This is a genomic window from Streptomyces sp. NPDC001852, from assembly GCF_042891825.1.
Taxonomy (GTDB): domain Bacteria; phylum Actinomycetota; class Actinomycetes; order Streptomycetales; family Streptomycetaceae; genus Streptomyces.
Genome location: NZ_JBIATN010000015.1, coordinates 252,835 through 278,686, shown reverse-complemented (window position 1 = coordinate 278,686; position 25,852 = coordinate 252,835). Strand labels below are relative to the sequence as shown.

Below are 25,852 nucleotides of genomic sequence, written 5' to 3'. Positions count from 1 at the left end.
TCAGCCCCACGTCACGAGCCCGGGAAGACCGTGAAACGAATCGAAACCCTCACCGAACATGTGCGCCTGAAACAGCAGCGAGGTTAATGATCAAGTTTAGCCGGTGTGAATGATCCGAAAGCGATCCGGGTCCGCCGGATCTCGATCCACGACTCGGACGGGCGTCCAGGCCCATTGCCAAACGCTGATGCCTGGGATGCGGGAGAACTGGATCTGCCCGCGGGTGCCTTCGACTGCGACGCGCGGCCAGGATTCGGCAATGCGCGCCCGGTCCGCGCCGCGAGAACGCAGCACGTCGGCGAGGACGGCGACCGTGTCGGAGCCCTCGAAGGCGACGAAGGAGGGTGCTTCGGCCAGCCGCTCGCGGAGGACCGTCTCGACTCGTGCACCGAGCGGGCTGAGGCGTTCGGGCAGGTAGCGCAAGAACGGGATCGCTGTGCCGTCGACCCCCAGCAGAGTCGCCCATTCGGCGAACTCCGGCTGCCCGGCCGGAGCGCCCATCATGATCCCGGCGAGGCGCTGGTCGCGGCGGACGGAGTTGACGATCGACACTGCCGGCTCCGGGTGGCCGACCAGAAGAAGGAGGGCTGTGGCGCCCTGGTCGACGACTTCGTCGCACAGGGCCGTCGGGGCGAGCGCGCGCGTGTCGAGTTCGATGACGGTGCCGCCACGTGGAGCGAGGTAGTCCCGCAGGATGCGGGCGCCGGATGCCCAGTAGACACTCGGTTCGGCTGCTACGGCGATGCGACTGTGCCCCGCGCCGTGGAGGAAGTCTGCGTAGATCTGCCATCCGCGGGACTGCGCCGGGGCCAGGCGCGCCACCCACTCGGTCGGCTGTTCGGTGAGCGCGTCGAGAACCGCTGACGAGCAGAGGAACGGCAGGCCGAGGGCGTCGGCCCTGGCGGCAGCGGCGCGAGCGACGACACTGTGATACTCCCCCACCAAGGCGGCCACGCCCAGGCGAGCCAATTCGTCCACGGCCGCCGCGGCCCTCCGTGGATCAGCCGCGGTGTCTCGAACCACCAGCTCGATCGGCCTTCCGACGATCCCACCGGCGTCATTGACTTCGCGGACCGCCAGCTCGAGTCCAGCGAGCAAGTGCCGGCCTGCCTCGACCCAGCCAGGCCGAGTCAGCGGAACGAGAGCTCCGATCCGGACGGATGATCCGTCAGTCCGCTCCGCCCCAGATGGCGATGGTGGCGTGCTCATGCGCTGGTGTCTCCCGTGCGGCGATTCGGTTGCGGTTTGCCCGGATCGCAGAGTGGCAAGGCCCGGTAGCACGCCTTCGTCTCATCTCGCCGTGGCGGGCGCACCTGGGTGACCATGCCGGACATTGCATCCACCGCCGGTGCCGACAGGCAACCGATTATTTGTTCGCTGAGCTGCCGGCTTTCCCGAAGGCGCCGCATGACGGCTGCTCTTCGTCCCTCACCCGCGAACCTGCCCGAACGTCATAGAGGCCCCGGGGATCGCCATGCCCAGAGCAACGCGCCCCGGGCGAACTCCCAGCGGATTCGCAGGCGGTGGAACCAGGGCCGTTTACCGCGTCATCCGAGGGCACACGGTCTCGTGCCTTCGGGATCGCCGAGCAGGCGAGGCGTCGTTCCGATGCCGAGCCGCACAGCCTCAGGCCGCGGCCGCCCCGGCTGGCCGGTCTCTGGTTGTGCACGGTCCCGACCGCCACGGATCGTCTCGACGACAGCGAGCAGTGTCTGCGCGAGGGGCAGGAGAAGGCGGAGGCCCTGGGTCTCGGGTGGTCGCTCCCGTACTGGCATGCGCAGCGGGCCTGCGCCCTGCTCGAGCGCGGCGCGCTGGACGACGCGGTCGTCGAGGCGGAGGCCTGTCCGGCGGTGGCGGAGGAGCTGGAGGTCGTGCGGGCGGTGCCGCTGGCACGCTCGGTGCTCACGGACGTCGCCGTACGGCAGGGGGATCTGCCCCGTGCCCGGGCCCACCTGCAGGCGGCCCGTTCGAAGGTCCCCTTCGAGCACCCGCCCCACCTCCGCGACGGTCTTGTGGTACTTCGCCCAGGCCATCTGCGTGCAACTGTGCAGCCCCTCGGTGCGAAGCAGCAGCATGACGGTCTGCAGATACATGCCGACGTCGGACCACTGAGGCCGGCCCATGCCTCGGTCGATGTAGCAGAACAGGGCGGCGGGCGCGCCGAAACAGACCCAGTTGGCGGAAGCGGCCCTCTGGCGCGCCTCTATGTCCTCGCGGGGAATGCCGAGTGCGCCGTAGTGCTGCTCGCCGAAGGCGAACCGGCGTTCGCGGTAAGGGGACTTGAGTGCGGGCGGGTACATCTCGGGCTCGGGTTCGTCCCAGGGGTCGTTCGCGCCCACACGCTCACCGACGCGCTTCTTGAGTTCCGTCAGCGGCCGGCCAGTCAGTACGTAGACGTGCCACGGCTGGAGGTTCGATCCGGACGGTGCCCAGGCCGCGGCGGACAGCACGCGTTCATGTACCGCTTTCGGCACGTGCCGGTCGGTGAATCCGCGCACGGCCCGCCGGCTGGTGACCGTCGCACAGACGTCCAAGATCGCCCGTCTCCCTCGTCCGCTGGGCGTCTCGCCCCGCCGGCAGCCGCACCGGGATGCTCCCTGGCAGGTGACCGTGCGGTGGACGTCGCGCCCGGAAGGTCCTGGCTGGGGCCTCGGTCAGGAGAGCCAGTCCGTGTAGTGGGTGGGTGCGATCCGGGCGCCCTTCGGGGCGGTGATGGCGTCGCCGTGGACTGCGGCGAACATGCCGGCGCTGTCATCGGTGACGACTGAGCGGGCATCGCCCTTGGCGGTCAGGGTGAGGCGCCCGAGTTCGTCGAGGGCGTAGACGTCGGGACCTGCGATGTTCAGGACGCCGTTCAGGGGACTGCCTGCGGCGACCTCGGCGACGGCGCCGGCGACGTCCGCGGCGGCGATCGGCTGGATCGGTGTGCGCGGCAGGCGGACGGTGTCGCCCTCGGTGGTCATGGCCAGGGTTGCGTCCATGAACTCCATGAACTGCGTGGCCCGGACGATGGAATAGGGGATCGACCCGGCCTTGAGGACGTCTTCCTGCAGCACCTTCGCCCGGTAGTAGTCCAGCTCGGGCACCCTGTCCACGCCCACGATCGAGAGGATGACGAAGTGTCCGACGCCTGCCTTCTCGCTCGCGGCGACAAGGTTGTCCATCGAAGCCTGGAAGAAGGCGAGCGAGGCGTCGTCGAACGTCGGGGAATTCGTCAGGTTGACGACCACGTCGGCGCCCGAGACGGCCGCCTCCAGACCCTCTCCGGTGATGATGTTCACGCCGGTGGACAGGGAGTGCGGCACGGCTTGGTGGCCGGCCGCCCTCAGGTTCTCCACGACTCGTGACCCGATCAGTCCGGTTCCGCCGATCACCGCGATTTTCATGTGAGTTTCCTTTCTCCGATGCCTCGCGTCCGATATATACCTTATGTACATGATGGGGCTGCCCGGTCCCGCCGGTTTCATCGGGCTCGGGCGGGCCTGACGCGGTGCGCGGCGTGCACGATCGCCGTCGTGGAAGCGATCCGGTCCAGTCCGAAGATCGCCAGCACGCAGACGCCCACCCAGACGGACAGGATCGTGAACCCGCTCGCCACTCCGTCGTCGTGCAAGCAGGCCAGCCGGTTGAGCGCCCGAACACCGACACCCGCGGGCATCACCGAGGCAAGAGGTTCCAGCCAGCCGGGCAGGAACGAGGGCGGAAGCACACCGCCGCTGGTCGCGTTCCCGATCACCAGCATGAAGATCGATGCCAACGGCGCACCCGGGGCTCCGAAGACACGGATGGACAGCACGGTTCCGGCCCCCACCGCCGCCATGAGCGTCACGAGGCCGGCGACAGCGACGAACCGCCCCGGTATCGCCTCGTAGATCGAGTCCGCGATCAGGGCCGTGGCGAACCCCCGGCCGGCGAGAAGACGGTCAGACTCAGCAGGCGCTGCGAGAAGGCCAGCCGGGGAGCCACCTGGTACGTCACCTGGCCGAACAGATATCCGGCCAGGATCAGGCCGAACGAGGCGTAGAAGATCGACAGGCCGCGCGTGTCGTCCCTGGTCAAGGGCAGGACGTCCGCGACCCGGACCTTCGATCCGGCCCCTGCGTCACCTGCCCGAGCGGCGCGACCAGCGCCTTCACCGCCAGGCCGTTCGCGCCGGCGTACAGCAGTCGTTGGTCATGGGCCGTATCCACGTACGCCGCGTACACCTTCCGGTGCTCGAGCGCCACCTCGGCCGAGTGCTCGTCCTGGTACCGCTCCACCTGGAACGCGCCCGGCGCGACGCGCTGCAGCTTGACGTCGAACAAGGCCGCGCACCGGTCCGATGGCACGACCGCCACCGGAAGCCGATGGGGCTGGGGCGTGTGGAACGCCGCGAGGAAGACGCTCACGAACGTCAACCCGACCGTGAGCACCACGATCACCGGGTTCAGCACGGCCTTCGCGCCCGTGAAGCCAGGGCCGGCCGGCGCTGCGTCGGTCCCCACGCGGTGAGACCTCAGGTACGGGAAGTTGGGGCCGGGACGCCCCGTCCCACGACGGCTCGTCCACCGCTGGTTCGGCGTGGTCCGAGCCGTCGAGCTCACCCCGGTCGAACTGCCGTGCGGGCTACTGGTGTCCAGGGATCCCCCGGGGCGGTCGAACAGCGCCACCGCGAGTCACATCCGGTGCCTTGGTGTCTCAAGTGTCTACAAACCTCGAACATGAATGGCAAATGCCAAATCCGACATCCTCTCGATCGCCCCGGTAGGATCCGGACCTGCGGACGCGGAACTGCTCGTCCGTCAGTTCCTAAGGGAGAAGGCCGCCCGCTCCCGCCTCTTGGGACCCGCAGTGCTTCAGCAGGGCTGAAATCGAGGCGTCGACGAGGCGGTAGCGCACGATGCGGCCGTCCTTCTCGCCCTCCACGACGCCCGCCGCCCGCAGCAGACGCAGTGCCTGGGACACGGCGGTGTCCCGCATCCCGGTGGCGACGGCCAGGTCGGAGACGGCGATGGGGCTTGCCTCGTGGAGGGCCAGCAGCAGGGACAGGCGCCCGGGGTCGGAGAGCAGAGAGAAGCGGTCGGCCCAGGCGCGTACCCGCTCGGGCTCGCCGACGGCGGTGATGGCGTCGCAGACCCGATGGCCGTCGATGGTCCGCTGCCCGGCACGTTCCGCGGGGACGAGATGCATGCCCCCATCATCGCAGCCGTTGACGCCGAGCAACATACCTGATCAGTTGTGCAGCCTTGCAGCTTCAACCTCCGGCCTTCTAGGGTGGGCAGGCCGTGGTGTTCGGGAAGACCGGTGACAGTCCCTCAGGGACTCAGTCCGGAGCGGCCCTCGCCACTGTGATCGGGGAGCTCCCGCCCCATGCATTGCCACTGGCCTCGCGGCCGGGAAGGCAGGGGCGGGCGCAGTGACCCGTCAGCCAGGAGACCGGCCACGGCACCACGAAGCTGATCCACGAGGTGCTGGAGCGTGACCGTATGACCGTGCCCCAAGGCGTGCCCGAAACCGCCGCCGCCCCTTCCTTCCGCTGGCGGCGTGAGGACACCGTCCGAACCGCCGGCCTCCTGACCGTGATCGTCGCTCTGCACGTGGTCGCCTTCGGAATCCTGTTCCTGCTCGTGGTGCCGCGCCACTACGAGGTCGGCACCAAGGCGTTCGGGGTCGGGCTGGGCATCACGGCCTACACCCTCGGCATGCGGCACGCCTTCGACGCGGACCACATCGCCGCGATCGACAACACCACCCGCAAGCTGATGGCCGACGGCAAGCGGCCGGTGTCGGTGGGCTTCTGGTTCGCGCTCGGGCACTCCAGCGTGGTGGTCGTCATGGCCGCACTGGTCGCCGGAGGCGCCAAGCTCGCGGGCACCCTGATGAACGACGGCTCACGGACCCACCAGGTCCTCGGCACCGTGGGCACCACGGTCTCCGGCGGCTTCCTCTACCTGATCGCCGCCTTGAACCTCGTGGCGCTGTTCGGCATCGTCCGCGTCTTCAGGGCCATGCGGGAAGGGCAGTACGACGAGGCGGAGTTGGAAGCCCACCTCGACTCCCGCGGCTTCATGAACCGCATCCTGGGCCGGCTCACCAAGTCCGTCCGCCGCCCCGGTCAGATGTTCCCGCTCGGCTTCCTCTTCGGCATCGGCTTCGACACCTCCACCGAGGTGCTGCTCCTCGCCCTGGCCGGCAACGGCGCCGCCGCGGGCCTCCCCTGGTACGCGGTCCTGTGCCTGCCCCTCCTCTTCGCCGCCGGTATGAGCCTGTTCGACACCCTCGACGGCACCTTCATGAACTTCGCCTACCAGTGGGCGTTCTCCAACCCGGTACGCAAGGTGTTCTACAACCTCACCATCACCGGCCTTTCCATCGCGGTGGCCTTCTTCGTCGGAACGATCGAGCTGGTCGGGGTGCTGCACGACAAGCTGGGCCTGAGTGATGGCGTCTCCGGCTGGATCGCGGGCCTGAACCTGGACAACGTCGGCTACGTCATCGCCGGCCTCTTCGTGGTCGTCTGGGCCGCGGCCATCGGCTACTGGCGCGTGGCGAAGGTGGAGGAGCGCTGGCGCGCCCGCGCGGCGGACACGGCCTGACGCCACCGCGGCCGTCGCCGCCACGGTCACTCTGCCCCGGCAGGCAGGGCCGGGGCAGAGTGACCGTGGCGAGTGGCCTTGGCCCGGGGCATGAGGGTCCAGGTGGCGTCGGCGCGGCGGAGGGCGGCCGAGTGCCAGGGAGTGGTCCAGGCATCCGGCGCGCCGAGGAGGCGGATGCCGAACTTCGGGGCGCCGACGGGCTGCGGATGGATGGAGAGGCATACGGCGCGTCACGCAGGCCGCGCAGGTCATCCCGCCGACGCTGAGATCGGTCGTCACCGGTGCGATCACCGGTTCCGAGCCCATCAGCGGCCCGCCCCGTGCATGTCCCCCATGCCACCGCTGCCGTCGGGATCGGCGTCGCCCTGGCTCGTGCCGGTGCCGTGCATGCCGGGCGCGACGGGTCCGACCGCGTCTCCAGATCACGTCGTACGGAGTCACTCGGATCGATCCGCGCCGCTTCAGGAGTCGGGGCCGGAGGGACCCGAGTTCCGGACGGGACGTGTGGCGCCCACCACACCCGCTCAGAAAGTGAGCACCGGCTTGATCGTCTTGCCCTCACTCATGTCCCGCACCGCCCGGTCGATGTCCGGGAACGGATACGTACTGATCAGGCGCTCCAGCGGCAGCCGCCCCTCCTTGACCAGTTGGACGAGGGCGGGGACGAAGGTCTGGGTCTCGCTGTCACCCAGGGTGAGACCGGTGATCCGCTTGCCGGGCAGCAACCCGTTGACGTCCAGGGCGACTTCGGTGCCGAAGGGTGGGGCGCCGACGACGACCAGGGTGCCGCGGGCGGCGAGCGCGTCGGCGCCCTGGCGCAGCACGGCGACGTTGCCGGTGGTCTCCACGACACCGTCGGCTCCCTGCCCGTCGGTCAGCGCGGCGAGCGTGTCGCCGAGGTCGGCCTCGGCGGAGTTGACGGTGTGCGTGGCGCCCAACTCCTCGGCCAGAGCGAGCCGTTCGGCGAACCGGTCCACGGCGATGATCCGGGCAGCCGGGGTGAGGGCGGCGGCCATCACCGCGGACAGGCCGACGGCTCCGGCGCCGAGGACGACGAGCGTGCTGCCGGCCCGGGGACCGAGGACGTTCCACACGGCACCGGCCCCGGTCTGCACACCGCAGCCGAGCGGTGCGACCAGGTCGAGCCGCACATCGGGGTCGACCTTCACCAGGCTCCGCCGGTCCACCAACGCGCGTTCGGCGAAGGAGGACTGGCCGAAGAAGTGCCCGCCGAGCGGGCTGCCGTCGCGGCTGATGGTGCTGGTGCCATCGGAGCGTCGTCCGCCGATGAGGTTCCGTGGCAGCCAGGTGGCGCAGTACGCCGGGTGGCCGTCACGGCAGTTGCGGCAGCTGCCGCAGGAGGTGAAGGACAGCACGACGTGGTCGCCGGGTTCGACGCCGGTCACGTCCGGGCCTACGGCCTCCACGACACCGGCTCCTTCGTGGCCGAGCACGCCTGGCAGCGGGAAGGGCAGGCCGCCGCTCGCCACGCCGAGGTCGGTGTGGCACAGGCCGGTGGCGACCATGCGGACGAGGGCCTCCCCCGGTCCCGGGGCGTCGAGTTCGACGTCGCAGAGCGTGAAGGGCGCTCCCCCGGATTCGACCACGGCGGCGCGCGTGATGGTGGTCATGCGGTGAACTCCTTCGGGCAGGCGCTCAGTCGAGCGAGACGACGACGGATTTGACCCGGGTGTAGGCGGCGAGGGCCTCGGGGCCGTACTCGCGGCCGAAGCCCGAGTCCTTGACGCCGCCGAAGGGGACCGCCGGGTCGAGCATGGCCCAGTCGTTGATCCAGACGATGCCCGCCTGCAGCCGCTCGGCGACACGGTGGGCGCGGGTGAGGCCGGTGGTCTGGACGCCTGCGGCGAGGCCGTACGGCGTGGAGTTGGCGAGGGCCACCGCCTCGGCCTCGGAGTCGAAGGGCTGGACCGTGAGGACGGGGCCGAAGATCTCCTCCCGGACGACGCGGGAGTCGTTGGCCAGGCCGGTGATCACGGTGGGCTTGTAGTAGTAGCCGCCGCCCAGGTCGAGCCGTTCGCCGCCGACGACCACCCTGGCGCCCTCCTTGCGGGCCAGTTCGACGTACTCCTCGACCTTCTCCAGGTGCTTGTGGCCCGCCATCGGTCCGACGACGGTGCCCGGATCGCGTGGATCGCCCACGGGCACCTGCGCGACAGCCCCGGCGAGAATGCCGACCAGGGTGTCGTGGACCGGGCGGGCGACCAGCAGTCGAGGTCCGGCCATGCAGAACTGGCCGGTGTTGAAGACGAACGCCTTGATGATCGTGCCGACCGATTTCTCCAGGTCGGCGTCCTCGAAGACGATGTGCGCCGCGTTGCCGCCCAGTTCCATCATGACGGGCTTGAGCCCTTCACCCGCCACGCTCGCCACGTGCCGGCCGACCGCCGTGGATCCGGTGAAGGCGACCTTGTCGATGCCGGGGTTGCGCAGCAGAGCCTCGCCCGCCACCGGACCCGTGCCGGTGACGACGTTGACCACGCCGTCGGGGACGCCCGCCTCCTTCAGCAGGCGGGCCATGCGGAGGGCGCTGAGAGGAGTCTCCTCGGCGGGCTTGTGGACGACGGTGTTGCCGGCCGCGAGGGCCGGTGCGAGCTTCGAACCGGAGAGGATCAGGGGGAAGTTGAAGGGCGTGATGGCGGCGACGACGCCGAGCGGCTCGCGCCTGGTGCAGGCGAAGGCGTTGAGGGGGGTGTCGCGGGTGGCGCCGTCCTGGCTCTGCGCCAGGCAGGCGTAGTACTCGTAGTCGTTGGCCGCGTTCGTCACGTCTACCGCGGTGCACAGGGAGATCGGCTTGCCGACGTCGAGGCTCTCCAGGGCCGCGATCTCCTCGGCGTTCGCCCGGATCAGCTCCGCGACCCGGTGCAGTACGCGCCCGCGCTCGCGCCCGCTCATCCGCGGCCACGGCCCGCAGTCGAAGGCCTCCCTGGCCGCGCGTACGGCGGCGTCGACGTCATCGGCGTCGGCCTCCGCGACGGTCGTGATCACCCGGCCGGTGGACGGGTCGATGACGTCCATGCGGGCGCCGTCCGCGGCTTCGCGCCACTGACCGCCGATGAACAACTGTCCCGGACCAGTGTCGAAGGTGGTGGCCATGACCGACTCCCCAGCATCGTTCGCCAAACGTTCAACCAACAGGTTTCCTGTTGGTTCTGCAGTCTGGATAACGACAGGATTCCTGTCAATGGTCTAGGGTGCACGCATGGTCGGTACACGGACACGCCCGTCGTTGCTCTACATGGTCAAGCAGGTGGAACTCGTCGTGCGCTCGCACCTGGACGAGCTGGTCAAGCCGGCGGGGATCACGGCCCTGCAGTACACGGCCCTCACCGTGCTGGAGCGTCATGACGGGCTGTCCGCGGCCCAGCTCGCCCGGGACTCGTTCGTCACGGCACAGTCCATGGCCGATCTCGTACGGTCCCTGGAGGCGCGGGGGCTCGTACGGCGGGAGCGCAACCCTCGCAACCGCCGCGAACTGCTGATCCTGCTGACCGACGACGGGCGCGAACTGCTCGACCGGTTCGCGGGTCCGGTACGGGATCTGGAGGAGCGGATGATCCGCGACCTCACGCCGCACCAGGCCGACCAGTTCCGTCAGGCGCTGTCCAAGGCGTGGCACGCGCTGTCGTAGATCAGGATGGTGCCGCCTCGCTCGGGACGGCTCGTCAGTGGCGTGTCGGACGACTTGACGAGCGGCGCGTCACGTGAGGGCTCGCGGAACCCGACGCCGTGGAACAGCCCGCGCGCCTTGGGATACCCCCGCGCACCCAGGCAGGCGACCGTCGCACGAGTGGCCCCGGCCGCCCGCGCCCGATGCATCCCGTGCAAGAGCATCGCCCTGCCCAGCCCCGGCTGTTCCTCGGCGGTGAGGTCCCGCTCGTCGGGCTGGGTCCAGTACCCGGTGTCGCCGAGCGAGGCGGGGTCGGTCTCATAACCGTGCGCCGCCCATCGCCGCAGGGCGAACTCATCGGCGGCGCTCGGTATCACGTGCGCTCGAGGCCCGTCGCCGTACCGTCGTACCAGTCGATCACCTCGTCGACCAGTCCGGCGTGCCCGGGACGGACCTGGTACGTCAGGCAGGCGCCGGTGACGTCCTTCACCGAGCCGTCGCTCCGCCTCACCCGGTGCGGAAGACGGGCCCCAGCCCCACCCCACCGGATCCGCCCCGGAGAACCACAGCCGACGCCGCCACCCTGAGCCCTCAGCGGCGTGCCCTACGTGATGCCCGTCGGGTATCAGCGGTGCCGGAAGAGGTCTTGGACGGAGGTCCGTCTCCGGGCGGAGGCTGGTCAGCGAGGTCACCGGCCCACGAAGACCGGGCCACGGAAGACAGGAGCCACACCCATGAAGATCTTCCTCACCGGCGGATCCGGATACATCGGCAAGGCCACGATCAGCGCGCTGGTCCGCCATGGGCACACCGTCGAGGCACTGGCCCGCACCGACCGTGCGGCAGAGGCGGTCAGCGCCCTCGGGGCGACTCCGGTACGCGGCGGACTGGGAGACCTCGGCGTGCTCAACGCGGCGGCGGCCCGAGCCGAGGCGGTCGTGCACCTGGCGCAGGCCGAGAACGGTGTCGAGGACCTCTGGGCGGCCACCGCCATGCAGGACGGCATCGGCGCCGGCACCTATGTGCACACCGGCGGCACCTGGGTCTACGGCGACACGGGCGGGGTCGTCGACGAGACCGCCCCCTGGAACCCGCCGGCCCTGGTGGCCTGGCGCAAGCCCGTCGAGGACGCCGTCCTGCAGCGTGCACAGCGAGGCGGCCGCCCCGTCGTGGTACGGCCCGGCCTGCTGTACGGCGGTGAGAACCGTCTGATCGACATCTTCTACGCCATCCCCGGCAAGGAAAGCGGTGCGATCCCCTGCATCGGCGACGGCACGAACCGCTGGGCGCTGGTGCACATCGACGACATGGCGGAGCTGTATGTCGCCGCGCTCGAGGCGAAGCCCGGTTCGGTGTACGCCGGCGTGGGCGGCGTGAACCCCACCGCAAAGGAGTGCGCGCTGGCCGTCGCCCGCTCCGCCGGCCTCGACGGGAAGCTCGCCTCCCTCACGCTGGAGCAGGCCCGCGAGCAGATGGGCCCGATCGCGGACGCCTTCGCCCTCGACCAGCAGCTCACTCCGGCACGCGCCGAGGCGGAGCTGGGGTGGGCCCCCATGCACACCGACCCGCTGGCCGTGCTCGCCGCCGGTGAGTGAACCAGGCCGGGAAGCAGTGGGCGCCGTCCGTGACGGCGCACCGCACCCGGGGCACAGATCCTTGACCACATGCCTCGGCCTGCGCCTCGGGGAGAAAGTGAGCGATGAGTCCGCGTGGATCTTGACCTGCGAAAGCTCCGGTATTTCGTGGCAGTGGCGGAGGAACTCCACTTCGGACGCGCGGCCGAGCGGCTGCACATCGCCCAGCCCGTCCTGTCCCGGCAGATCCGCAGCCTGGAGGACGACCTGGGCGCCGAGGTCTTCGACCGTGACCGGCGCGGCACGCTGCTGACTCCTGCCGGACAGCAGTTGCTGGAGGACGCCGTCCCGCTGCTCGCCTCGGCCGAGGCGCTGGTCCGACGGGTGAAGGCGGCGGCGCAGGAGACACCCACCCTGACCATCGGCTTCATGCCCGGCATCACGGTCACCCCGGCCATGGTGGTCTTCGCCACGCGTCATCCCGGCGTCAACGTGCGGCTGCTGCGCACCACTTGGGACGATCAGGTGCAGGTGCTGCTGGACGGCCGGGCGGACATCGGCGTCGTACGGCTGCCCATCGAAGGGCACGGCCTTCAGGTGCGGTCGCTCTTCCAGGAGCCCCGGGTCGTCGTGCTGCCGGTGGGGCACCGTCTGGCGGACAGGGCGTCGGTCAGCGTCGGGGACCTCGCCTCCGAGCACCTGCTCCAGGACCCCGACGCCGTTCCCGAGTGGCGTGACGTGGCGCTGGAGTTGCGCGGCAGGAGGCGCCCCGAGGTTCCGGCGATCCACCAGGTGGAGGAGAAGCTGGAGCTGGTGGCGTCGGGAGCCGGCATCTGCGTGCTCCCGCTGTCCACCGCCACCTTCTACACCCGCCCGGACGTCGTTCCGCTGCCCGTGGCGGACATCGGCCCCAACGAGGTGGCCCTGGCCTGGGTGGCGTCCCGCCGCTCCCCTCTCATCCACGACTTCGCCGAGGCCGCGAGGGAGACCCTGACCGGTCCCCGCACGGGGGACCGCCCGTCCGGGCACTGAACCGGGCAGGTCCCGGGCGCTGCGGGAGACCACCACACGCACGCCTTGTCCTGCCCAGAGGGCAGGCCGGTCCCGGGGCTCGCGCTTCCCGGGGACCGGCCCAGCCGTCGTCAGTGTCCGGCGTGTCTCACTGGCCGAAGCCGTAGGCGAACAGATGGTCCGTGCCTGTCGAGCCCGTCACCGGCAGGGTGATCGACGCCACCTGCTTGGATGCGTCGAGCGGGACCTTCGTGGCGAAGACGTAGGTCTTCACGCCGTCCCGGCCCCCGCTACCGGTGTTCCGGTAGCCCGTCGTGACGGCCGTGGTGTCACCCGCGAGCGGCTTGCTCGACCCGCCGTTGAGCGTCCAGTCCGAGAAGCCGACCGTCGCCTTGGAGGTGGTGCCGTCGGTGTAGGTGACGGTCACCGTGCCCGAGACCCCGCTGCCGTCGGTCGGCGCGTTGGCCGCCGCACCCAGCAGGCCCAGTGACGAGCCGGACGTGCCGGCCGGCATCGGGATGGTCTGGCCGGCCATCTCCAGGTTGTCCAGCTGACCGGACGTCACCGTCGGCCAGGTGTAGGAGATGCCGTCCACCGTGACGGCGGAGCCGCTGGTGACGCCGGCCGCCGACACCGCGTTCTGCGAGAACGCCCAACCGTCGCTGTCGAAGCCGCCCGAGAACTTCGTGCCGTCGGGGTAGACGCCTTCGTTGGTGTCGTAGGGCCACAGCTCGCCGGCCTTCGCCACGGCGACGCGAAGGGCGGCGCCGCTCAGTGCCGCCCCGGTGCTGTGGTCGGTGAGCGCGAAGGTGACCGGAAACGTTCCTTCGGCCGCGCCCGCTGTCACGTGGACCTTCGCCTCGGCGCTGCCCGAGGCGGGCACGTTCACCGAGCCGGAGGAGGTGTCGAGGGTGACACCGGAGGCCGCGGTCGCCTTCCAGTCGACGGTGACGTCCTTGCTGCCGAGGTTGGTGAGGTCGAGCGTGGCGTCACCGGACGCGTTGGGCGGGAGCACCAGGCCGTCGCTGGAGGGGCCGGTCGCGGCCAGCACCCGGTCTCCGCCGGTGGTGTCCGACGGAGGCACGGCCGACGGGTCGGACGCCCAGGACGTGCCGGGCTGGGTGCCGAGGGTGAAGTCGACCGTGCCCGCGCCCTTGAACTGCTGGTACGTCAGCCAGGAGGTCTTCCACTCCTTGCCCTTGACGCCGAGGGACTGCACGTACGGGGCGTCGGGTGCCGCCTGCGGCGCGTTGATCTGCACCGTCTTGCCGCCCGCGAAGGTCACCTCGGCCACCGGGAACACCGGGCTGCCGAGCGCCAGGGTGTCCGTGCCCGGGGTCTCGGGGTACATGCCCAGCTCGGACCAGACGTACCAGGAGCTCATGGCGCCGAGGTCGTCGTTGCCGAACGAGCCGACCGGAGCGTTGAAGTAGAGCTTCTGCTGGGCCTGGCGGACGGCTTCCTGGGTCTTCCACGGCTGGCCCGTGTAGTCGTACTCCCAGGGGATCTCCACGCTGGGCTCGTTGCTCAGGTTGGCGTTGGTGTTGCCGGGGTCGGTGATGTCGGCGAGCAGGCTGTCCAGGAAGGACGAGTACGCCTTGGCACCGCCGCGCGCCTGGATGAGCTGCCGCAGGTTGAACGGGACCATCGGCGTGTACTGGGCCGACGTGCCTTCCACGAAGCCGTTGGAGGTGCCCGGGGTGAATCCGCCCGCGAACTGGCCGTCCTTGTTCTTCGCCTGCAGGTAGCCGGTCTGCGGGTTGAAGACGTTCATCCAGTCCTGGGCGCGGGTGGCGAACTTCGTGTAGACGTCCGTCCTGCCCAGCGACTTCGCGAAGGCGGCCAGGGCGTAGTCGGCGGAGTCGTACTCCAGCTGCGTGGAGACCGGGCCGTAGAAGTTGCAGCAGCCGTAGTCGTTCTCGTCGAGCGGGAGGTAGCCCTTGGTGTCCCGCACGGACTCGCCGGGGCGGTCGTTGTTCGGGACGGTGGCCTCGTGCTGAAGGGCGGCGAGCGCCTTGTCCGTGTCGAAGCTGCGGGCGCCGAAGGCGTACGCGTCGGCGATGATGCCGGCGGCCGGGTCACCGACCATCACATAGCTCTCGCCGTTGTTCGAGGCCCACTTGGGCAGCAGGCCCGTCTGGTCGTAGCCGTTGAGCATCGAGGTGACGACGTCGCTGGTGACCTTGGGCTCGACCATGGCCATCAGCTGGGTCTGGGACCGGTAGGTGTCCCAGCCCGAGTAGTTGGCGTACTGGGCCTGCTGGCCCCTGGCCAGCTTGTGGACCTGGTTGTCCATGCCCATGTACTGGCCGTTGTCGTCCGAGAAGACGTTCGGGTGGAGGAGCGCGTGGTAGAGCGCGGTGTAGAACTGCACTTGCTGGTCCGAGGAGCCGCCGCCGATCCGGATCTTGTTCAGTACCGCGTTCCAGGCGTCGTGGTTGGCCTGCTGGACGGCGTCGAAGTTCCAGTTCCTGATCTCGGTGGCGAGGTTGTTCGCCGCGCCCGCGTCACTCGTGTAGGAGATGCCGACCTTTGCCTTCACCGTCGGGTCGGACGAGGTGTCGAAGGTCAGGTACATCCCGTTCGCGCCGGTTGTGGGGGGCTCGGCGGACGTACTCGCGGAGGTCTTGCCCGCGCCCGACGTCCGGGGCGCCACGCCGGCGCTCGGGACCGGTGACGGCGTGCCGGAGGACGTGCCGGCACTCCCGTGCACCGTCGGGGACGGGGCTGCGGGAACGGTGAAGTGCCTTTCCTTCAGCGGCTTTGGCGGATGTGCCTGCAGGTTCTGTCGGACCTTGCCCGCTTTCAGCGACGTCTCGCCGGGGTTGATGGTGCTGCCGACCCAGGTGCCACTGCCGGTGAACGGCTGGTCGAACTTGATGTCGAAGTGCAACGTGTAACGGTTGTTCGCGCCGCAGAAGTGACCGCTGTCGATCGAGCCGCTGATCTCCTGTTTGTTCACCACCTGGACCCGGGTGCCGTCCACCTGTGTGGCGCCGCCGCTGAGCTTGAACAGCAGGTTCGCCTGCCGGCCGGCGGGGAAGGTGAAGGTGCCCAGGCCGGCGCGGGTGGTGTCGGTCAGCCGGGTCGTGACGCCGCCCGCGTCGGTGACCTTGTAGTAACCGATGCCGGTCTGCTCGTCGTCGTGGCTGAAGCCGACGGACGCATTGCCGAGGTCGCCCGACAGCGTGCCGGTCACGGGCAGGATGGGCAGGTCGCCCGCGACGGGGCAGCCGGGTCCGGAAAGGTGGGTCAGGCTGAAGCCGGAGACCTTGTTGTCGTTGTACTCGTAGCCACCGCCGTCCGGGCGGTCGGGCGTCGTGTCGGGACCCCACTGCACCATGCCGGCCGGCATGTCGGGGCCGGGGAAGGTGTCCACCTCTCCGGACGTGCCGATCAGAGGTTTGACGAGGGACGCGGGGTCTTGCACCAGGGCCGGTGTTGCGGCGCTCTCGGCATGGGCGTCCCCGATCGCCGGGAGCGGGAGCGCGGCGATTCCCAGGACGCAGATCACGGCCAGGCGTTGACGGAGTCTTTTTCGGTTACGTGGCGCAGCTGAACGTCGGGGTCGGACCATCGGTTGCCTCCGCAGCGGTTCGTGCTTCGCACAGGTGCTGACGTGCCGAAGGGCAGGGACGTCATGACAGGCAACGGTGCCGGCCGCCTCGAACGACGGCCCTGACAACGTTGCCATTCACGAGTGTCGAGTGAAACGCGTGGGCTCACGGCATGTCAACGAGGCCAACAGAGCTTTCTGAGTGCGAAGTTCGCAGCCGGGGTTCCTGCGGCACCACGCCGCCGCTATCGGCAAGCGGTCACGGGCCCCCGGAGGATCCGGGGGAGGAAGGCCTCGGCCGGAGTTCACGCCGGGTCACGAGGCCGACGGAGCAGTCGCGCCCGGCGTCGAGGGCCCACGAGGAACCGGGCTGAACCCTGACGCAGTTGGGCCCCCTCGAAGCAACACCCCTTCCGTGCCGCCGTTACGGGCGTGCACCAGCAGGGACACCGGCGAGCGCCAGGCTCCGCCCCTCGGGTCGCGGCCTCATGGGCCGACACCCGCCAAGGCGGCGCGGTGACGGCGGAGTTGCTTCCCAGCGTCCCCCGACGACACGGCCGGCAGGCCGATCCGGGCGGCACTTCGAGGCGCTGCGCAGGTGCGCGTTCCACTACGCCGATACGGCTGAGGAGTTGCCGATCTCATCGACGGCGCAACGGCTGCTTCCTCGCCGTACGGCGGCCCGTGCATCGCAAAAGCGACCGGTGACGACACGGGGATCGGGCGGCGCCGAGTGCCCGTACGGCTTGGCGGCGGGCACGCCGCTCGGTCATGGTGCCTCGGCCGGCTGCTGTGCCCAGACGGTCTTGCGCCGGTCGTGGTAGCGGGTGCCCCGGCTGGTGCGGGCGTGTTTGCCGTGGGGTGCGCTGGTGGAGGCGTCGCTGGCTTCGCACGTCAGCGACCGGTCGCGGATCAGGCGCAGTCAGAAGGGCGGAGCCCCGTCGCGTACCGCGCTACCGACGAGTTGGGGGGGAGGGCAGTCTCCTGGTCGACGGTCCGCGCTGCAGTTGGTGGCGAGGCAGTCGGTGTGCGCCGTACGGCGTCACTGCTGCGGGCGCCATTCGAAGAGCAGGATGGTCACGTCGTCCCGCAGTTGGTGGCGCTGGTAGTCGAGGATGGCGTGGATGAGCAACCGCAGGACCTCTGCCGGGCGTTGTCCGGCGGCGGAGGAGCGGATGATGAAGTCGGTGAACCGGTCGAGGCCGAACTCCGCACCGTCCCCATCGCGAGCCTCCACGACACCGTCGGTGTAGAGCAGGACGCAGTCGCCCGGTTCCAGTACCACCTCGTGGACGTGCCGCGTTCCGGGGGCGAGCTCCACAGCCAGGCCGATCGGCGGCTGCGGGGGGCTGTCGAGCGCCCCGTCGAACACGCGCTCGGCGCGGATCAGCAGCGGCGGCGGGTGACCGCAGTTGACCCAGCGCAGTACCCCGGTTTCCGCGTCGAGCCGGCACACCACACCGGTGCAGAAGTGGTCGGGCAGCCAGTGGGCGAGCGCCTGGTCGATCGAGCCGACGACGTCAGCGAGGTCGCCACCGCCGCGGCGGGCGTTGCGCGCCGCGGCCATGGCCACCGACGTGGTCAGGCCGGCGGTCAGATCGTGCCCCATGCCGTCGAGGATCATGGTGTGCAGCACGTTCTTGACCACCGAGTGGTCGAAGGCGTCGCCGGCGACGTCGTATGCCGGTTCCAGGACCGCCGTGGAGACACACCTTCTGCTGCCGACCGTGTGGGGCGGCAGGAAGGCCCGCAGCATCTCGGCGGGCAGCGCCATGGTCGCGGTGCGGGCACGGGCCGCGAGCCAGTCGCTGTAGGCACGCTTGGAGGTGATGAGCATGGCGAACACATCGGCCAGCATCCGGCTGCGGCGCATCCGCACCTCGTCGGGCAAGGCGGTCCCCACCGCCAGCACACCGAGCCGCTCCGCACCGTCGACCAGAGGCACCCAGACGATCGAGCCGTCGTGGGCGTCGGTCACCCGCGGGGAGAGTGTGCGGTACGCCCAGCCGGCCGACGAGCCCTCCACCGGCAGCGGCTCCAAGGCCTCGTCGAGGGGGATGAGCAGTCGTTGTCGCAGGTCGACGAGGTAGATCAGCGCGCTCTCCAGGCCGAGGGCCGCGGCGCCCCGGTTCGCCAGGGCGGGCAGTTCGAACGGCAGAGCCGTCTGCGCCTCGGTGATCAGCGCTGCCAGCCGATTCTCGTCGACAGCGGTGACGAGACCGGCGGACGCGTGCGGTGGGTCCGGCACGGAGATCACCCCTTCCGTGCCCAGTCTCACACCGATCCCGGCCTCTCTCACGTCAGGCATGATCGCGTGGGGTACGGCCGCGACCCACCCTGGTCCCGTTGGGCCGGCAGGTGGCGGCCGAGCTGCCTGGCCTGCAGGAGGCCTCAGCCCGGCGTGGTTCCGAAGCGTAGCTTCCACGGGGTCAGCGCGGATTCGAGCTGCACCCCGAGGCTCATCTTCGACGCGCCTCGCGAGCGTTCCTCGAAACGGATCGGCACTTCGAGGATGGTCAGGCCCTGCTTGACGGTGCGGTAGTTCATCTCGACCTGGAACGAGTACCCGTTGCTGTGGACGGACGAGAGGTCGATCGCTCGCAGGGTCTCGGCCCGCCATGCCTTGAATCCGGCGGTGGCGTCCTTCACGTGCAGTCGCAGGATCGCGTTGACGTAGAGGTTGGCCCAGGCGGACAGGGCCTTGCGGCGCCAAGGCCAATCGGTGGCGACGCAGCCGCCTGCCACGTACCGGGAGCCGAGCACGACGGCCGCGTCCTTCGTCCGCAGAGTGTCGACCATGGCGGGGATCGCCGAGGCCGGGTGCGAGAGATCGGCGTCCATCTGGACCACCACATCGGCGCCCTCGTCCAGCGCACGGGCCATCCCTGCGACGTAGGCACGCCCGAGCCCGTCTTTGGCGGTGCGGTGGAGCACGCCGACGGTGTCCGGTGACCCAGCGGCGAGTTCGTCGGCGACCTCGCCCGTGCCGTCGGGTGAGTTGTCGTCGACCACGAGCAGATGCAGGTTCGGCACGGGCAGTTCCGCGAGCAGGCCGGCCAGGACGGGCAGGTTGTCCCGCTCGTCGTAGGTCGGCACCACGACGACGACCTTCGGGGCTACGACGGCCATCTGCGGCTCCTCGGTCGGCCGTGGACAGGTGGGGTGAGACGCCCCGGAAGGATGGGGGGCAGGCTACACATCGGGCTTGTGCCGGGGCTATGCCCTCCTGCGCCGCAGGTCGCGGCCGGTGCTGAGGGCTGCGGCGGCCAGGAGGCCCAGTGCCACGCCCTCGGCGAGGGAACCGGGGCGAAGAGCGGTCCGGAGGGCGGCGAGGAGATTCTGGCTCGCGGAGAGGGCCAGTCCGGTCCCGATGTACAGAAGGGCCGTGGACAGCCGGCGCGTGGTCGGCAGGTGAGCGATCGTGGCGATGCGGGCGACGAGGACGCACAGGCGGAGTGCGACGAATCCGAGCGTGAGCCAGTAGTAGGTGACCGCGGCGGCGGCGGCGAGTCCCGTGAGGTGTTCGGCCGCACCGCTCCACGCCATCACGCAGAGGGCCACGACCGCGACGGCCGGGGCCGCCAGAATGCGCAGCGCCGTGGCGGTCAGGCTGCGCAGTGCCGCGCCGCGCAGTGGTGGGAGCGGTACGGCAAGGCCGATGCCGAGCAGGAGCGGGACCAGCCACAGGCTCGTGGCGGGGTGGTGGACGTCGGCCCTGAGGGTGGTGGAGGGCTCGGCAGAGCGCAGCAGCAGCCCGGTGGCCGCGGTGAGCGCGAACAGCGCGACCGTCAGCACGCGGCGGGTCTGGCCGGTGGAGGTCTCGGGCCAGTCGCCGGGGCGCAGCCACAGCCGCGCGGCCCCCGCGAGGGTGTCGGGCCAGGAGCGGATTCCGGCGGCGGACACCTCGTGGCTGATGCCCTCGCCCCAGCGCTCGCGTACGGCCGGCGGGTAGAGCCGGGTCAGCAGCGTGGCCGCGTTCATGCCGGCGTGATCCCCAGTGCGCGCAGGCCGGCGGCGGAGATGCGGGCCATCTGCTCGAGTTCGGCGCGCAGTTGGTCGCGGCCCGCGTCGGTGATCTGCATGGTGCGGTGGCGTTCCTGGGTCTCGCCCGCCTGCTCCGCGGGCCGGATCAGTTCGCGTGCCTCCAGCCGGGAGAGTGCGCCGTAGAGGCTGCCGGGGCCGAGTCTGCGACCGGTGAGTTCTTCGATCGCGGTGTTGATGGCGTATCCGTGCAGCGGGCCGTCCGCGAGGACGGTGAGCACGAGCATCTGGGCGTCGTTGCTGTGCATGGGGTCTCCTTGCCTCCGGTCTCACATGATACGAGCCGCGATACTACTTGTCACGTAGTACGAGGCGCGTACTATGGCGATCCATGGAACATGTGAAGCAGAACGGCCGGGCTTCCTCCTCCCCGGTCCGGGTGGGCCTCGGCGTGGCCGCCGTGTTCGAGGCGTCGACGCTGCTCGCGACCCAGGACAAGACCGTCCGGGCGGCCAGCCCCTGGCAGGACGACCCCTATGACGTGGTGGTGTCCCTGGCCCAGTTCGCGGTGCCGATGCTCGCGCTGGTGATCGGGCTGCGGCTGCTCGTACGGCAGGCACCGGGCGGTGCGGACCGGGTACGGCAGACAGTGCGTGCGGCGGCAGCGATGATCACGCTGGTCGCACTCACGCTGGGGGTCGAGTGGGCGGCGGTCGTCGCCCGAACCCCCGCCTTGCGGTCACGGGCATGGACATCGGCTCTGATCGGCGGACTGGCCGTCAACTCCGTGCTCACCGCGGTGGTGGTAGCGCTGCTGGTGCGAAGTCTCCGACGGCACGGCCCGTCCGGTGGCGGGGAGACCGACTGGCTCGGCGACGCCGTCTTCGTCTGCCGACGCATCCCCATGCTGCGGCGGTCGGTCGGCCCGGACACCGCGGCCTGGATGCGCCGCCGTGCCATGACCGTGTTCGTCGGGCTGAGCGCGCTGGCCGCGGCGGCACTGACCGCCGCACAGGCCGTGGGCGAACGCTGGACGGATCCGCTGCTCATCGCCTGGTTCCTGATCGTCGAGACGACCACCAACCTCGCGTTCTGCGTGATCAGCAACGCGGTCGCCGGATTCGTCGCCCGGCCGCCGCGCACCCGGCTGCGCCGCATTGCCGAGGCATCGGTCGTCGCCGGATGCGTCGCGATCAGCGGGGCGACGGCGTTCCGTGACACGCTGTGGCCCCTGTTCGGCACGGGCTCGCTGACGTCCGTCCCTGCCGTGGCCGCCCTCACGCTCGGCGCCGGTCTGGTCACGTCCGTGGGCACGGCGGCTCTCCTGCTGGCGGGCCTTCCCTGGGACCCTTCCGGCCTGCGCGGCCGGTTCGCCGCGGCCACCGCCCGCCTCCGACCTCGAGGGGAGAGCAAGTCACCCTGACAGCAAAGGAGTTCTCCCTTTGTTGCACGGAAGCCGTGTGGTGCCGTCGTATCCGATAGGCGCAGGTCTTGTGGGGGTGGCCGTGGGGTGGGTGGAGGCTGGATAGACTCGCCGCGTGCCGATTCCGCGCGAGTTATCCACGGATGCAAATCAGCAACTTCGATTCGCTCTGCTCGGGCCGCTCCAGGCCTGGCGCGGCGACGCGAGTCTGGAGCTCGGGCCGGTGCGTGAACAGGCGCTCCTGATCGCCCTGCTGCTTCGACCAGGCAGAACGGTCAGTCGGCAGCAACTGCTCGACGGGGTGTGGGGTGCGGAGCCCCCCGGCACGGGCAGCAGAGTGATCCCGGTCTATGTTCACCGGTTGAGACGGCGCCTGGATGCTCGTGGAAACGGCTCGGCGAATTCCGTGATCGACACCGTCCGCGGCGGCTACCGCTTCGCCCCGGGAAGTGCGTGCACGGATGTGGCGCGGTGGGAGGAGCTCGCGGCCGAAGGGCGCGCGGCGCGGGATTCCGGGGACCTGGACGCCGCGGTGGACGCGTGGTCCCGGGCGCTGGGACTGTTTCGCGGCGAACCCCTGGCCGGGATCGTGGGGCCCTTCGCGGAAGGGGAGCGATTGCGGCTGGCGGAACAGCGGCTCCTGTTGCTGCAGGACAGGGTGGACTGCCAACTCCGGGCGGGACACCACGCCCCCGCCGTGGGGGAACTCTTCTCCCTGACGACGGCCCACCCCTACAACGAGGCGCTGGCCGCCCTGCTCATGCGTGCCCTGCATGCCGGCAACCGTCAGTCCGACGCGCTGGACGTCTACGCCGCGGTGCGGCGCCGTCTGGTGGACGAGCAAGGGGTGGAGCCCGGCGCCGAACTGCGACGCGTGCACGAGGCGGTCCTCCGTGGCGACGACTCCTCGCCGCCCGGCGACACCGCGCCACGGCAGAGGCGGACGGCGGACGACATGACCCATCGGCCGAGCGGGCCTCGGGGTCCGGAACAGGCTCGTCACAAACGCCGCGTGCGGCATGAACTACCCGTTGGGACAGGCAACTTCACCGGCCGGGACCGAGAACTTCGGCTTCTCGTCGCGCCTGCCGACGCGCGGGCGGTCACCGTCCGGGCGGTGGACGGCATGGCCGGAGTCGGGAAGACCGCCCTGGTGGTGCGCGCGGCGCGAGCGCTGCGGGACCGGTATCCCGACGGCTGCCTCTTCGTGGACCTGCACGGGCACCGCGAGGACCGTGAGGCGATGGGGCGGCAGCGCGTACTGCGCCGGCTGCTGCGGGCGGTGGGTGCCGGCGACGGGGAGGACTCCGAGGACCTGGACGAGTTGGCCGCGTCGTGGCGGGCGGCGACCGCTTCCCTTCGGCTGCTGCTCGTACTCGACGACGCCTCCCGCGCCGAGCAGGTACGACCGCTGTTACCCGCGGGTTCCGGCAGCATGGTGATGGTGACGAGCCGCCGGCGCCTGACCGGGCTGGACGCGGACCGCAGAGTCTCGCTGTCCCCTCTCGCCATCGACGAGGCGGCGGACCTGCTGACCCGGATCGTCGGCGGCGAGGAGGGGGGCGACGCATCCGACCACGAGCGTGTGGCCGTACGCGAACTCGCCACGTTGTGCGGTCGGCTTCCGCTGGCGTTGCGCATCGTCGGGGCACGGATACAGGACCGCCCGTCGTGGGCGGTGGACGCCCTGGCGGTGCGACTGGCCGACGACGAGCGCCGGCTCGACGAGCTGACGGTGGAGGACCGCAGCGTCGAGGCCGCGTTCCGGATCTCCTACGAGCAGCTTCCGGCCGCCGAGCAGCGTGCCTTCCGTGCCCTGGGCCTGTCACCCACCGTACGGCTGGACCGGCTGACGCTGGCCGCCCTTCTCGACCGGACGCCCTCCGACGCCGAGCGCGCCCTGGAGAGCCTGGCCGAGGCGAGTCTGGTGCAGCGGGTGACCGCCGACCGCTACCGGTTGCACGACCTCATGGCGGTCTATGCCCGACGCGTCGCCACCGCATCGCCCGAGGAGGTCCCGGCGGCCCAGGGTGGTGTGTTCCGGCTGTACGTGGCCGCCGCCCGCTGTGCCGCCGACTGGGGCACCTCGTCCTTTCCGACCGGCCCGCAGGGCATCGGACCCTTCGCGGACTGGGAGGAGGCCACGGCCTGGCTGGACGAGGCGGGCGGTGAACTGGTGGACGTGATCGGACAGGCGGCGGCCGTGGGCCGGCTGGACGAGGCCTGTTGGATCGCCGAGGGCGTGGTCGACTACCTCACCCGACAGGGCCGGTTCCACGAGTGCCGCACCGCGCTGGAGATGCTGCTGCCGCTGGTCGGTCAGGCCACCGACCGCCGGATGGACTCCGCGCTGCGCACGGGTCTGGGCATCCTGAACGGGCTGCAGGGCCGTTACCGGCAGGCCCGCTCCTGGTTCACGGAAGCACTGGACATCAGTCGCCGGGCCGGTGACCGGCATGAGCAGGCCAGAGCCGCGGCCGGTCTCGGAACATTCGCCAATCTCGAGGGGCGGATCGCCGAGTCCATGGGCCATTTTGCCGAAGTCCTCCGCCTGGCCGGGGAGTTGACGCACGACGACTGGCTCACGGGTTCGGTCATGACACGCGTCGGCGACGTACACCACCAGCTCCGAGAGTACGACAAGGCCTACGACCGCTACCTCGAGGCGATCGCCCTCGCCGAGAAGGGGGGCAGTCCGCGGCTTCTCGGCAAGACCCTGCTCCGCCTCGGTCGTCTCCAACTCGACCTCGGGCGGCCGGCCGAGGCCGTGGGCACCCTCGGGAAGGCCGAGGACTTGGCCAGGCGACTTGGCGACATCCCCCTGTACTCCGCGGTCCTGGGCAGGCTGTCCACGGCGGAAGCCGACCTGGGCAACCCGGAGGCGGCCGCCGAACTCCGTCGCCGGTCGCACGCGGTACTGGGCGAGCAGACCGGCACCGCGTCCGAGATCGCGATACGCCATCGGCTGATCTGGCACGGGGCCGTGGCGGAAGACCTGGCCGGGGCGCGCGACTTCTTCGAGCGGGCCACCGCCCTGCCGGTCGGCGATGCCAACCGTGCGAGCATCTCCCGCGCTCTGGACGACCTCGACCGCCGCCGTCAGGAACGACGACCGGGCGCCGACGAGTCATAGCGTCTCGGGCGAAGCCGGCCCGGCCGGGTTCCTCCCCGGCCGGACCGCGCTCCCCCTCTCCCCCGGGTCTCCCCGTGTCCCCCTCCGTCAGGAGCCCTACGCGGGGTTCCCGTCGGCGTTCCGCCACCGGATGCCGTCGCCACCGTGATCGGCGAGGGTCTGGGCGATGACGTTGCCGGCCTCCGGGTACTTCGGGTGCAGGCTGAAGTACCCGGGCGCGTTCAGCAGGGACGCGTCGCAGATCGGGTCGCCGTGGATGCAGTACCGCGTGACCGGGATGCCGTTGAACTCGGCCGGCCCGGCTCCGGGCGAGGTGAACCCCGGCACGCCCCACCCCTTCGGGATCTGTGCCGTGAAGCCCGTGCCGGGCTGCATCGGGTCGGCGTAGAGCATGCCGTCGACCTGCGAGAGCGGAATGCCCGTGCCGCCGTTCGCGATCGTCCGGAGGACTTCGTCGGCCGCCTGAGCGCCCTGTGAATAGCCGCTGATCGTGATGGTGGCCTCGGGGTGCTCGCGGTGGGTCTCCTCCGCCACCCGCAACCCCTCCTGGTAGCCCTGCTGCACGCTGGAGTCGTAGTTCGGCGCGGTGACGCTGTCGGGGTGGAACTGTAGGTTCGTGAGGTCGACGAGGGGGCCATTGGGGCCGATGAAGGGGCCGGCGGTGGCCGGGTAGCACACCTTGATCGCGTGGTCGCCGAGGCGGAGGGCGTTGTTCGCGTTGTCGTAGGAGGTCGTCGTGGTGGCGCATTCCGGCACGTGCGACGTGGGGCCGGTGCCGCCGATCTCGATGTAGTAGTGCTCTGCGTCGGCCGCGTGCGCGGCGGAGGGGACCGCGACGGCGGTGCCGGCGGTCACCGCGGCCGCCACGGCGGCGGTGCGAACGGCCCGTGCGATCCTGCTCGTTTTCGACATTGCGTGAACTCCCCCTGGGGTTGTGAACCTGCCGGGCAACGAACGCATCAGACGCTAGG

Annotated in this window: 22 protein-coding genes, 1 pseudogene and 1 riboswitch; of the genes and pseudogenes, 6 read left to right on the top strand and 17 right to left on the bottom strand. The window is 70.5% G+C overall.

Annotated elements, in window-relative coordinates; genetic code table 11:
- Nucleotides 1-96 precede the first annotated feature (96 nt).
- The 7 genes and pseudogenes from ACFYZB_RS26690 to ACFYZB_RS26660 all read right to left on the bottom strand — a co-directional run bounded on the left by ACFYZB_RS26690 (nt 97) and on the right by ACFYZB_RS26660 (nt 5,169).
- Nucleotides 97-1,209, bottom strand: coding sequence for an ABC transporter substrate-binding protein (locus tag ACFYZB_RS26690; RefSeq protein ID WP_388763070.1), 1,113 nt, complete (start codon nt 1,207-1,209; stop codon nt 97-99).
- A gap of 785 nt (nt 1,210-1,994) precedes the next feature.
- Nucleotides 1,995-2,534, bottom strand: a pseudogene (locus ACFYZB_RS26685) (nitroreductase); the annotation flags it as partial.
- A 120-nt stretch (nt 2,535-2,654) separates the two neighbouring features.
- Entirely contained in the window at nt 2,655-3,386 is a 732-nt protein-coding gene (locus tag ACFYZB_RS26680; protein WP_388763068.1) for an SDR family oxidoreductase, read from the bottom strand.
- A gap of 77 nt (nt 3,387-3,463) precedes the next feature.
- Nucleotides 3,464-3,757, bottom strand: a complete 294-nt coding sequence (locus ACFYZB_RS26675) for a hypothetical protein (RefSeq protein ID WP_388763067.1) — start codon at nt 3,755-3,757, stop codon at nt 3,464-3,466.
- A 128-nt stretch (nt 3,758-3,885) separates the two neighbouring features.
- A complete protein-coding gene (locus ACFYZB_RS26670) occupies nt 3,886-4,059 on the bottom strand; it encodes a hypothetical protein (protein WP_388763065.1) in 174 nt (57 codons plus the stop codon).
- A complete protein-coding gene (locus tag ACFYZB_RS26665) occupies nt 4,056-4,433 on the bottom strand; it encodes a hypothetical protein (RefSeq protein WP_388763063.1) in 378 nt (125 codons plus the stop codon). Before ACFYZB_RS26665 ends, ACFYZB_RS26670 begins: the two co-directional genes overlap by 4 nt.
- Nucleotides 4,434-4,788: 355 nt before the next feature.
- Complete coding sequence (locus ACFYZB_RS26660) at nt 4,789-5,169, bottom strand: ArsR/SmtB family transcription factor (protein ID WP_388763061.1); 381 nt, start codon at nt 5,167-5,169, stop codon at nt 4,789-4,791.
- 79 nt (nt 5,170-5,248) lie between these two features.
- Nucleotides 5,249-5,439, top strand: a riboswitch (cobalamin riboswitch).
- Nucleotides 5,440-5,465: 26 nt separating this feature from the next.
- On the opposite strand from ACFYZB_RS26660, the gene ACFYZB_RS26655 reads away from it, so the two are divergent.
- Nucleotides 5,466-6,575, top strand: coding sequence for a HoxN/HupN/NixA family nickel/cobalt transporter (locus ACFYZB_RS26655; protein WP_388763060.1), 1,110 nt, complete (start codon nt 5,466-5,468; stop codon nt 6,573-6,575).
- A 26-nt stretch (nt 6,576-6,601) separates the two neighbouring features.
- Here the strand turns inward: ACFYZB_RS26655 and ACFYZB_RS26650 are convergent, their stop codons facing one another.
- The 3 genes from ACFYZB_RS26650 to ACFYZB_RS26640 all read right to left on the bottom strand — a co-directional run bounded on the left by ACFYZB_RS26650 (nt 6,602) and on the right by ACFYZB_RS26640 (nt 9,689).
- Nucleotides 6,602-6,751 carry a hypothetical protein gene (locus ACFYZB_RS26650; protein ID WP_388763079.1) on the bottom strand — a complete coding sequence of 50 codons (150 nt, stop codon included), beginning with the start codon at nt 6,749-6,751 and terminating at the stop codon, nt 6,602-6,604.
- Nucleotides 6,752-7,099: 348 nt separating this feature from the next.
- Nucleotides 7,100-8,206 (bottom strand): NAD(P)-dependent alcohol dehydrogenase, encoded by a 1,107-nt coding sequence (locus tag ACFYZB_RS26645; RefSeq protein WP_388763059.1) that lies wholly within the window; start codon nt 8,204-8,206, stop codon nt 7,100-7,102.
- Between the two features lie 25 nt (nt 8,207-8,231).
- Nucleotides 8,232-9,689 carry an aldehyde dehydrogenase family protein gene (locus tag ACFYZB_RS26640; RefSeq protein ID WP_388763058.1) on the bottom strand — a complete coding sequence of 486 codons (1,458 nt, stop codon included), beginning with the start codon at nt 9,687-9,689 and terminating at the stop codon, nt 8,232-8,234.
- Nucleotides 9,690-9,795: 106 nt separating this feature from the next.
- Here ACFYZB_RS26640 and ACFYZB_RS26635 point away from each other — a divergent pair, with 106 nt between their 5' ends.
- Nucleotides 9,796-10,224 carry a MarR family transcriptional regulator gene (locus ACFYZB_RS26635; protein WP_351212616.1) on the top strand — a complete coding sequence of 143 codons (429 nt, stop codon included), beginning with the start codon at nt 9,796-9,798 and terminating at the stop codon, nt 10,222-10,224.
- On the opposite strand, the gene ACFYZB_RS26630 is transcribed toward ACFYZB_RS26635, so the two are convergent.
- A complete protein-coding gene (locus ACFYZB_RS26630) occupies nt 10,188-10,580 on the bottom strand; it encodes a hypothetical protein (RefSeq protein WP_388763056.1) in 393 nt (130 codons plus the stop codon). The two genes, ACFYZB_RS26635 and ACFYZB_RS26630, sit on opposite strands and share 37 nt — an antisense overlap.
- Before the next feature lie 357 nt (nt 10,581-10,937).
- On the opposite strand from ACFYZB_RS26630, the gene ACFYZB_RS26625 reads away from it, so the two are divergent.
- Both ACFYZB_RS26625 and ACFYZB_RS26620 read left to right on the top strand, forming a co-directional pair.
- Complete coding sequence (locus tag ACFYZB_RS26625) at nt 10,938-11,798, top strand: NAD-dependent epimerase/dehydratase family protein (protein ID WP_388763054.1); 861 nt, start codon at nt 10,938-10,940, stop codon at nt 11,796-11,798.
- Between the two features lie 114 nt (nt 11,799-11,912).
- A complete protein-coding gene (locus ACFYZB_RS26620; RefSeq protein WP_388763053.1) occupies nt 11,913-12,809 on the top strand; it encodes a LysR family transcriptional regulator in 897 nt (298 codons plus the stop codon).
- 127 nt (nt 12,810-12,936) lie between these two features.
- Here ACFYZB_RS26620 and ACFYZB_RS26615 read toward each other — a convergent pair whose 3' ends face one another.
- The 5 genes from ACFYZB_RS26615 to ACFYZB_RS26595 all read right to left on the bottom strand — a co-directional run bounded on the left by ACFYZB_RS26615 (nt 12,937) and on the right by ACFYZB_RS26595 (nt 20,633).
- The gene (locus ACFYZB_RS26615) at nt 12,937-16,302 is read right to left on the bottom strand and encodes a GH92 family glycosyl hydrolase (RefSeq protein WP_388763051.1); all 3,366 of its coding nucleotides are present in this window, start codon (nt 16,300-16,302) and stop codon (nt 12,937-12,939) included.
- A gap of 1,084 nt (nt 16,303-17,386) precedes the next feature.
- Nucleotides 17,387-18,652, bottom strand: coding sequence for a PP2C family protein-serine/threonine phosphatase (locus ACFYZB_RS26610; RefSeq protein ID WP_388763049.1), 1,266 nt, complete (start codon nt 18,650-18,652; stop codon nt 17,387-17,389).
- Between the two features lie 83 nt (nt 18,653-18,735).
- A complete protein-coding gene (locus ACFYZB_RS26605) occupies nt 18,736-19,473 on the bottom strand; it encodes a polyprenol monophosphomannose synthase (protein WP_388763047.1) in 738 nt (245 codons plus the stop codon).
- 87 nt (nt 19,474-19,560) lie between these two features.
- Complete coding sequence (locus tag ACFYZB_RS26600; RefSeq protein WP_388763046.1) at nt 19,561-20,325, bottom strand: hypothetical protein; 765 nt, start codon at nt 20,323-20,325, stop codon at nt 19,561-19,563.
- Complete coding sequence (locus ACFYZB_RS26595; protein ID WP_351212600.1) at nt 20,322-20,633, bottom strand: helix-turn-helix transcriptional regulator; 312 nt, start codon at nt 20,631-20,633, stop codon at nt 20,322-20,324. The genes ACFYZB_RS26600 and ACFYZB_RS26595 overlap by 4 nt, the downstream gene beginning before the upstream one ends.
- A gap of 83 nt (nt 20,634-20,716) precedes the next feature.
- Here ACFYZB_RS26595 and ACFYZB_RS26590 point away from each other — a divergent pair, with 83 nt between their 5' ends.
- Nucleotides 20,717-21,748 (top strand): hypothetical protein, encoded by a 1,032-nt coding sequence (locus tag ACFYZB_RS26590; RefSeq protein ID WP_388763044.1) that lies wholly within the window; start codon nt 20,717-20,719, stop codon nt 21,746-21,748.
- A 115-nt stretch (nt 21,749-21,863) separates the two neighbouring features.
- Entirely contained in the window at nt 21,864-24,881 is a 3,018-nt protein-coding gene (locus ACFYZB_RS26585; RefSeq protein ID WP_388763043.1) for a BTAD domain-containing putative transcriptional regulator, read from the top strand.
- Between the two features lie 96 nt (nt 24,882-24,977).
- Here ACFYZB_RS26585 and ACFYZB_RS26580 read toward each other — a convergent pair whose 3' ends face one another.
- Complete coding sequence (locus ACFYZB_RS26580) at nt 24,978-25,793, bottom strand: cutinase family protein (RefSeq protein ID WP_388763041.1); 816 nt, start codon at nt 25,791-25,793, stop codon at nt 24,978-24,980.
- Between the last annotated feature and the right edge of the window lie 59 nt (nt 25,794-25,852).

What these genes read in the sequence shown, in the direction of transcription:
- ACFYZB_RS26660 (WP_388763061.1), bottom strand. Translation starts at nt 5,169, where the DNA reads ATGCATCTCGTCCCCGCGGAACGTGCCGGGCAGCGGACCATCGACGGC.
- ACFYZB_RS26645 (WP_388763059.1), bottom strand. Translation starts at nt 8,206, where the DNA reads ATGACCACCATCACGCGCGCCGCCGTGGTCGAATCCGGGGGAGCGCCC.
- ACFYZB_RS26640 (WP_388763058.1), bottom strand. Translation starts at nt 9,689, where the DNA reads ATGGCCACCACCTTCGACACTGGTCCGGGACAGTTGTTCATCGGCGGT.
- ACFYZB_RS26590 (WP_388763044.1), top strand. Translation starts at nt 20,717, where the DNA reads ATGGAACATGTGAAGCAGAACGGCCGGGCTTCCTCCTCCCCGGTCCGG.
- ACFYZB_RS26580 (WP_388763041.1), bottom strand. Translation starts at nt 25,793, where the DNA reads ATGTCGAAAACGAGCAGGATCGCACGGGCCGTTCGCACCGCCGCCGTG.
- ACFYZB_RS26655 (WP_388763060.1), top strand. Translation starts at nt 5,466, where the DNA reads ATGACCGTGCCCCAAGGCGTGCCCGAAACCGCCGCCGCCCCTTCCTTC.
- ACFYZB_RS26605 (WP_388763047.1), bottom strand. Translation starts at nt 19,473, where the DNA reads ATGGCCGTCGTAGCCCCGAAGGTCGTCGTCGTGGTGCCGACCTACGAC.
- ACFYZB_RS26635 (WP_351212616.1), top strand. Translation starts at nt 9,796, where the DNA reads ATGGTCGGTACACGGACACGCCCGTCGTTGCTCTACATGGTCAAGCAG.
- ACFYZB_RS26600 (WP_388763046.1), bottom strand. Translation starts at nt 20,325, where the DNA reads ATGAACGCGGCCACGCTGCTGACCCGGCTCTACCCGCCGGCCGTACGC.
- ACFYZB_RS26625 (WP_388763054.1), top strand. Translation starts at nt 10,938, where the DNA reads ATGAAGATCTTCCTCACCGGCGGATCCGGATACATCGGCAAGGCCACG.
- ACFYZB_RS26690 (WP_388763070.1), bottom strand. Translation starts at nt 1,209, where the DNA reads ATGAGCACGCCACCATCGCCATCTGGGGCGGAGCGGACTGACGGATCA.
- ACFYZB_RS26610 (WP_388763049.1), bottom strand. Translation starts at nt 18,652, where the DNA reads ATGCCTGACGTGAGAGAGGCCGGGATCGGTGTGAGACTGGGCACGGAA.
- ACFYZB_RS26595 (WP_351212600.1), bottom strand. Translation starts at nt 20,633, where the DNA reads ATGCACAGCAACGACGCCCAGATGCTCGTGCTCACCGTCCTCGCGGAC.
- ACFYZB_RS26680 (WP_388763068.1), bottom strand. Translation starts at nt 3,386, where the DNA reads ATGAAAATCGCGGTGATCGGCGGAACCGGACTGATCGGGTCACGAGTC.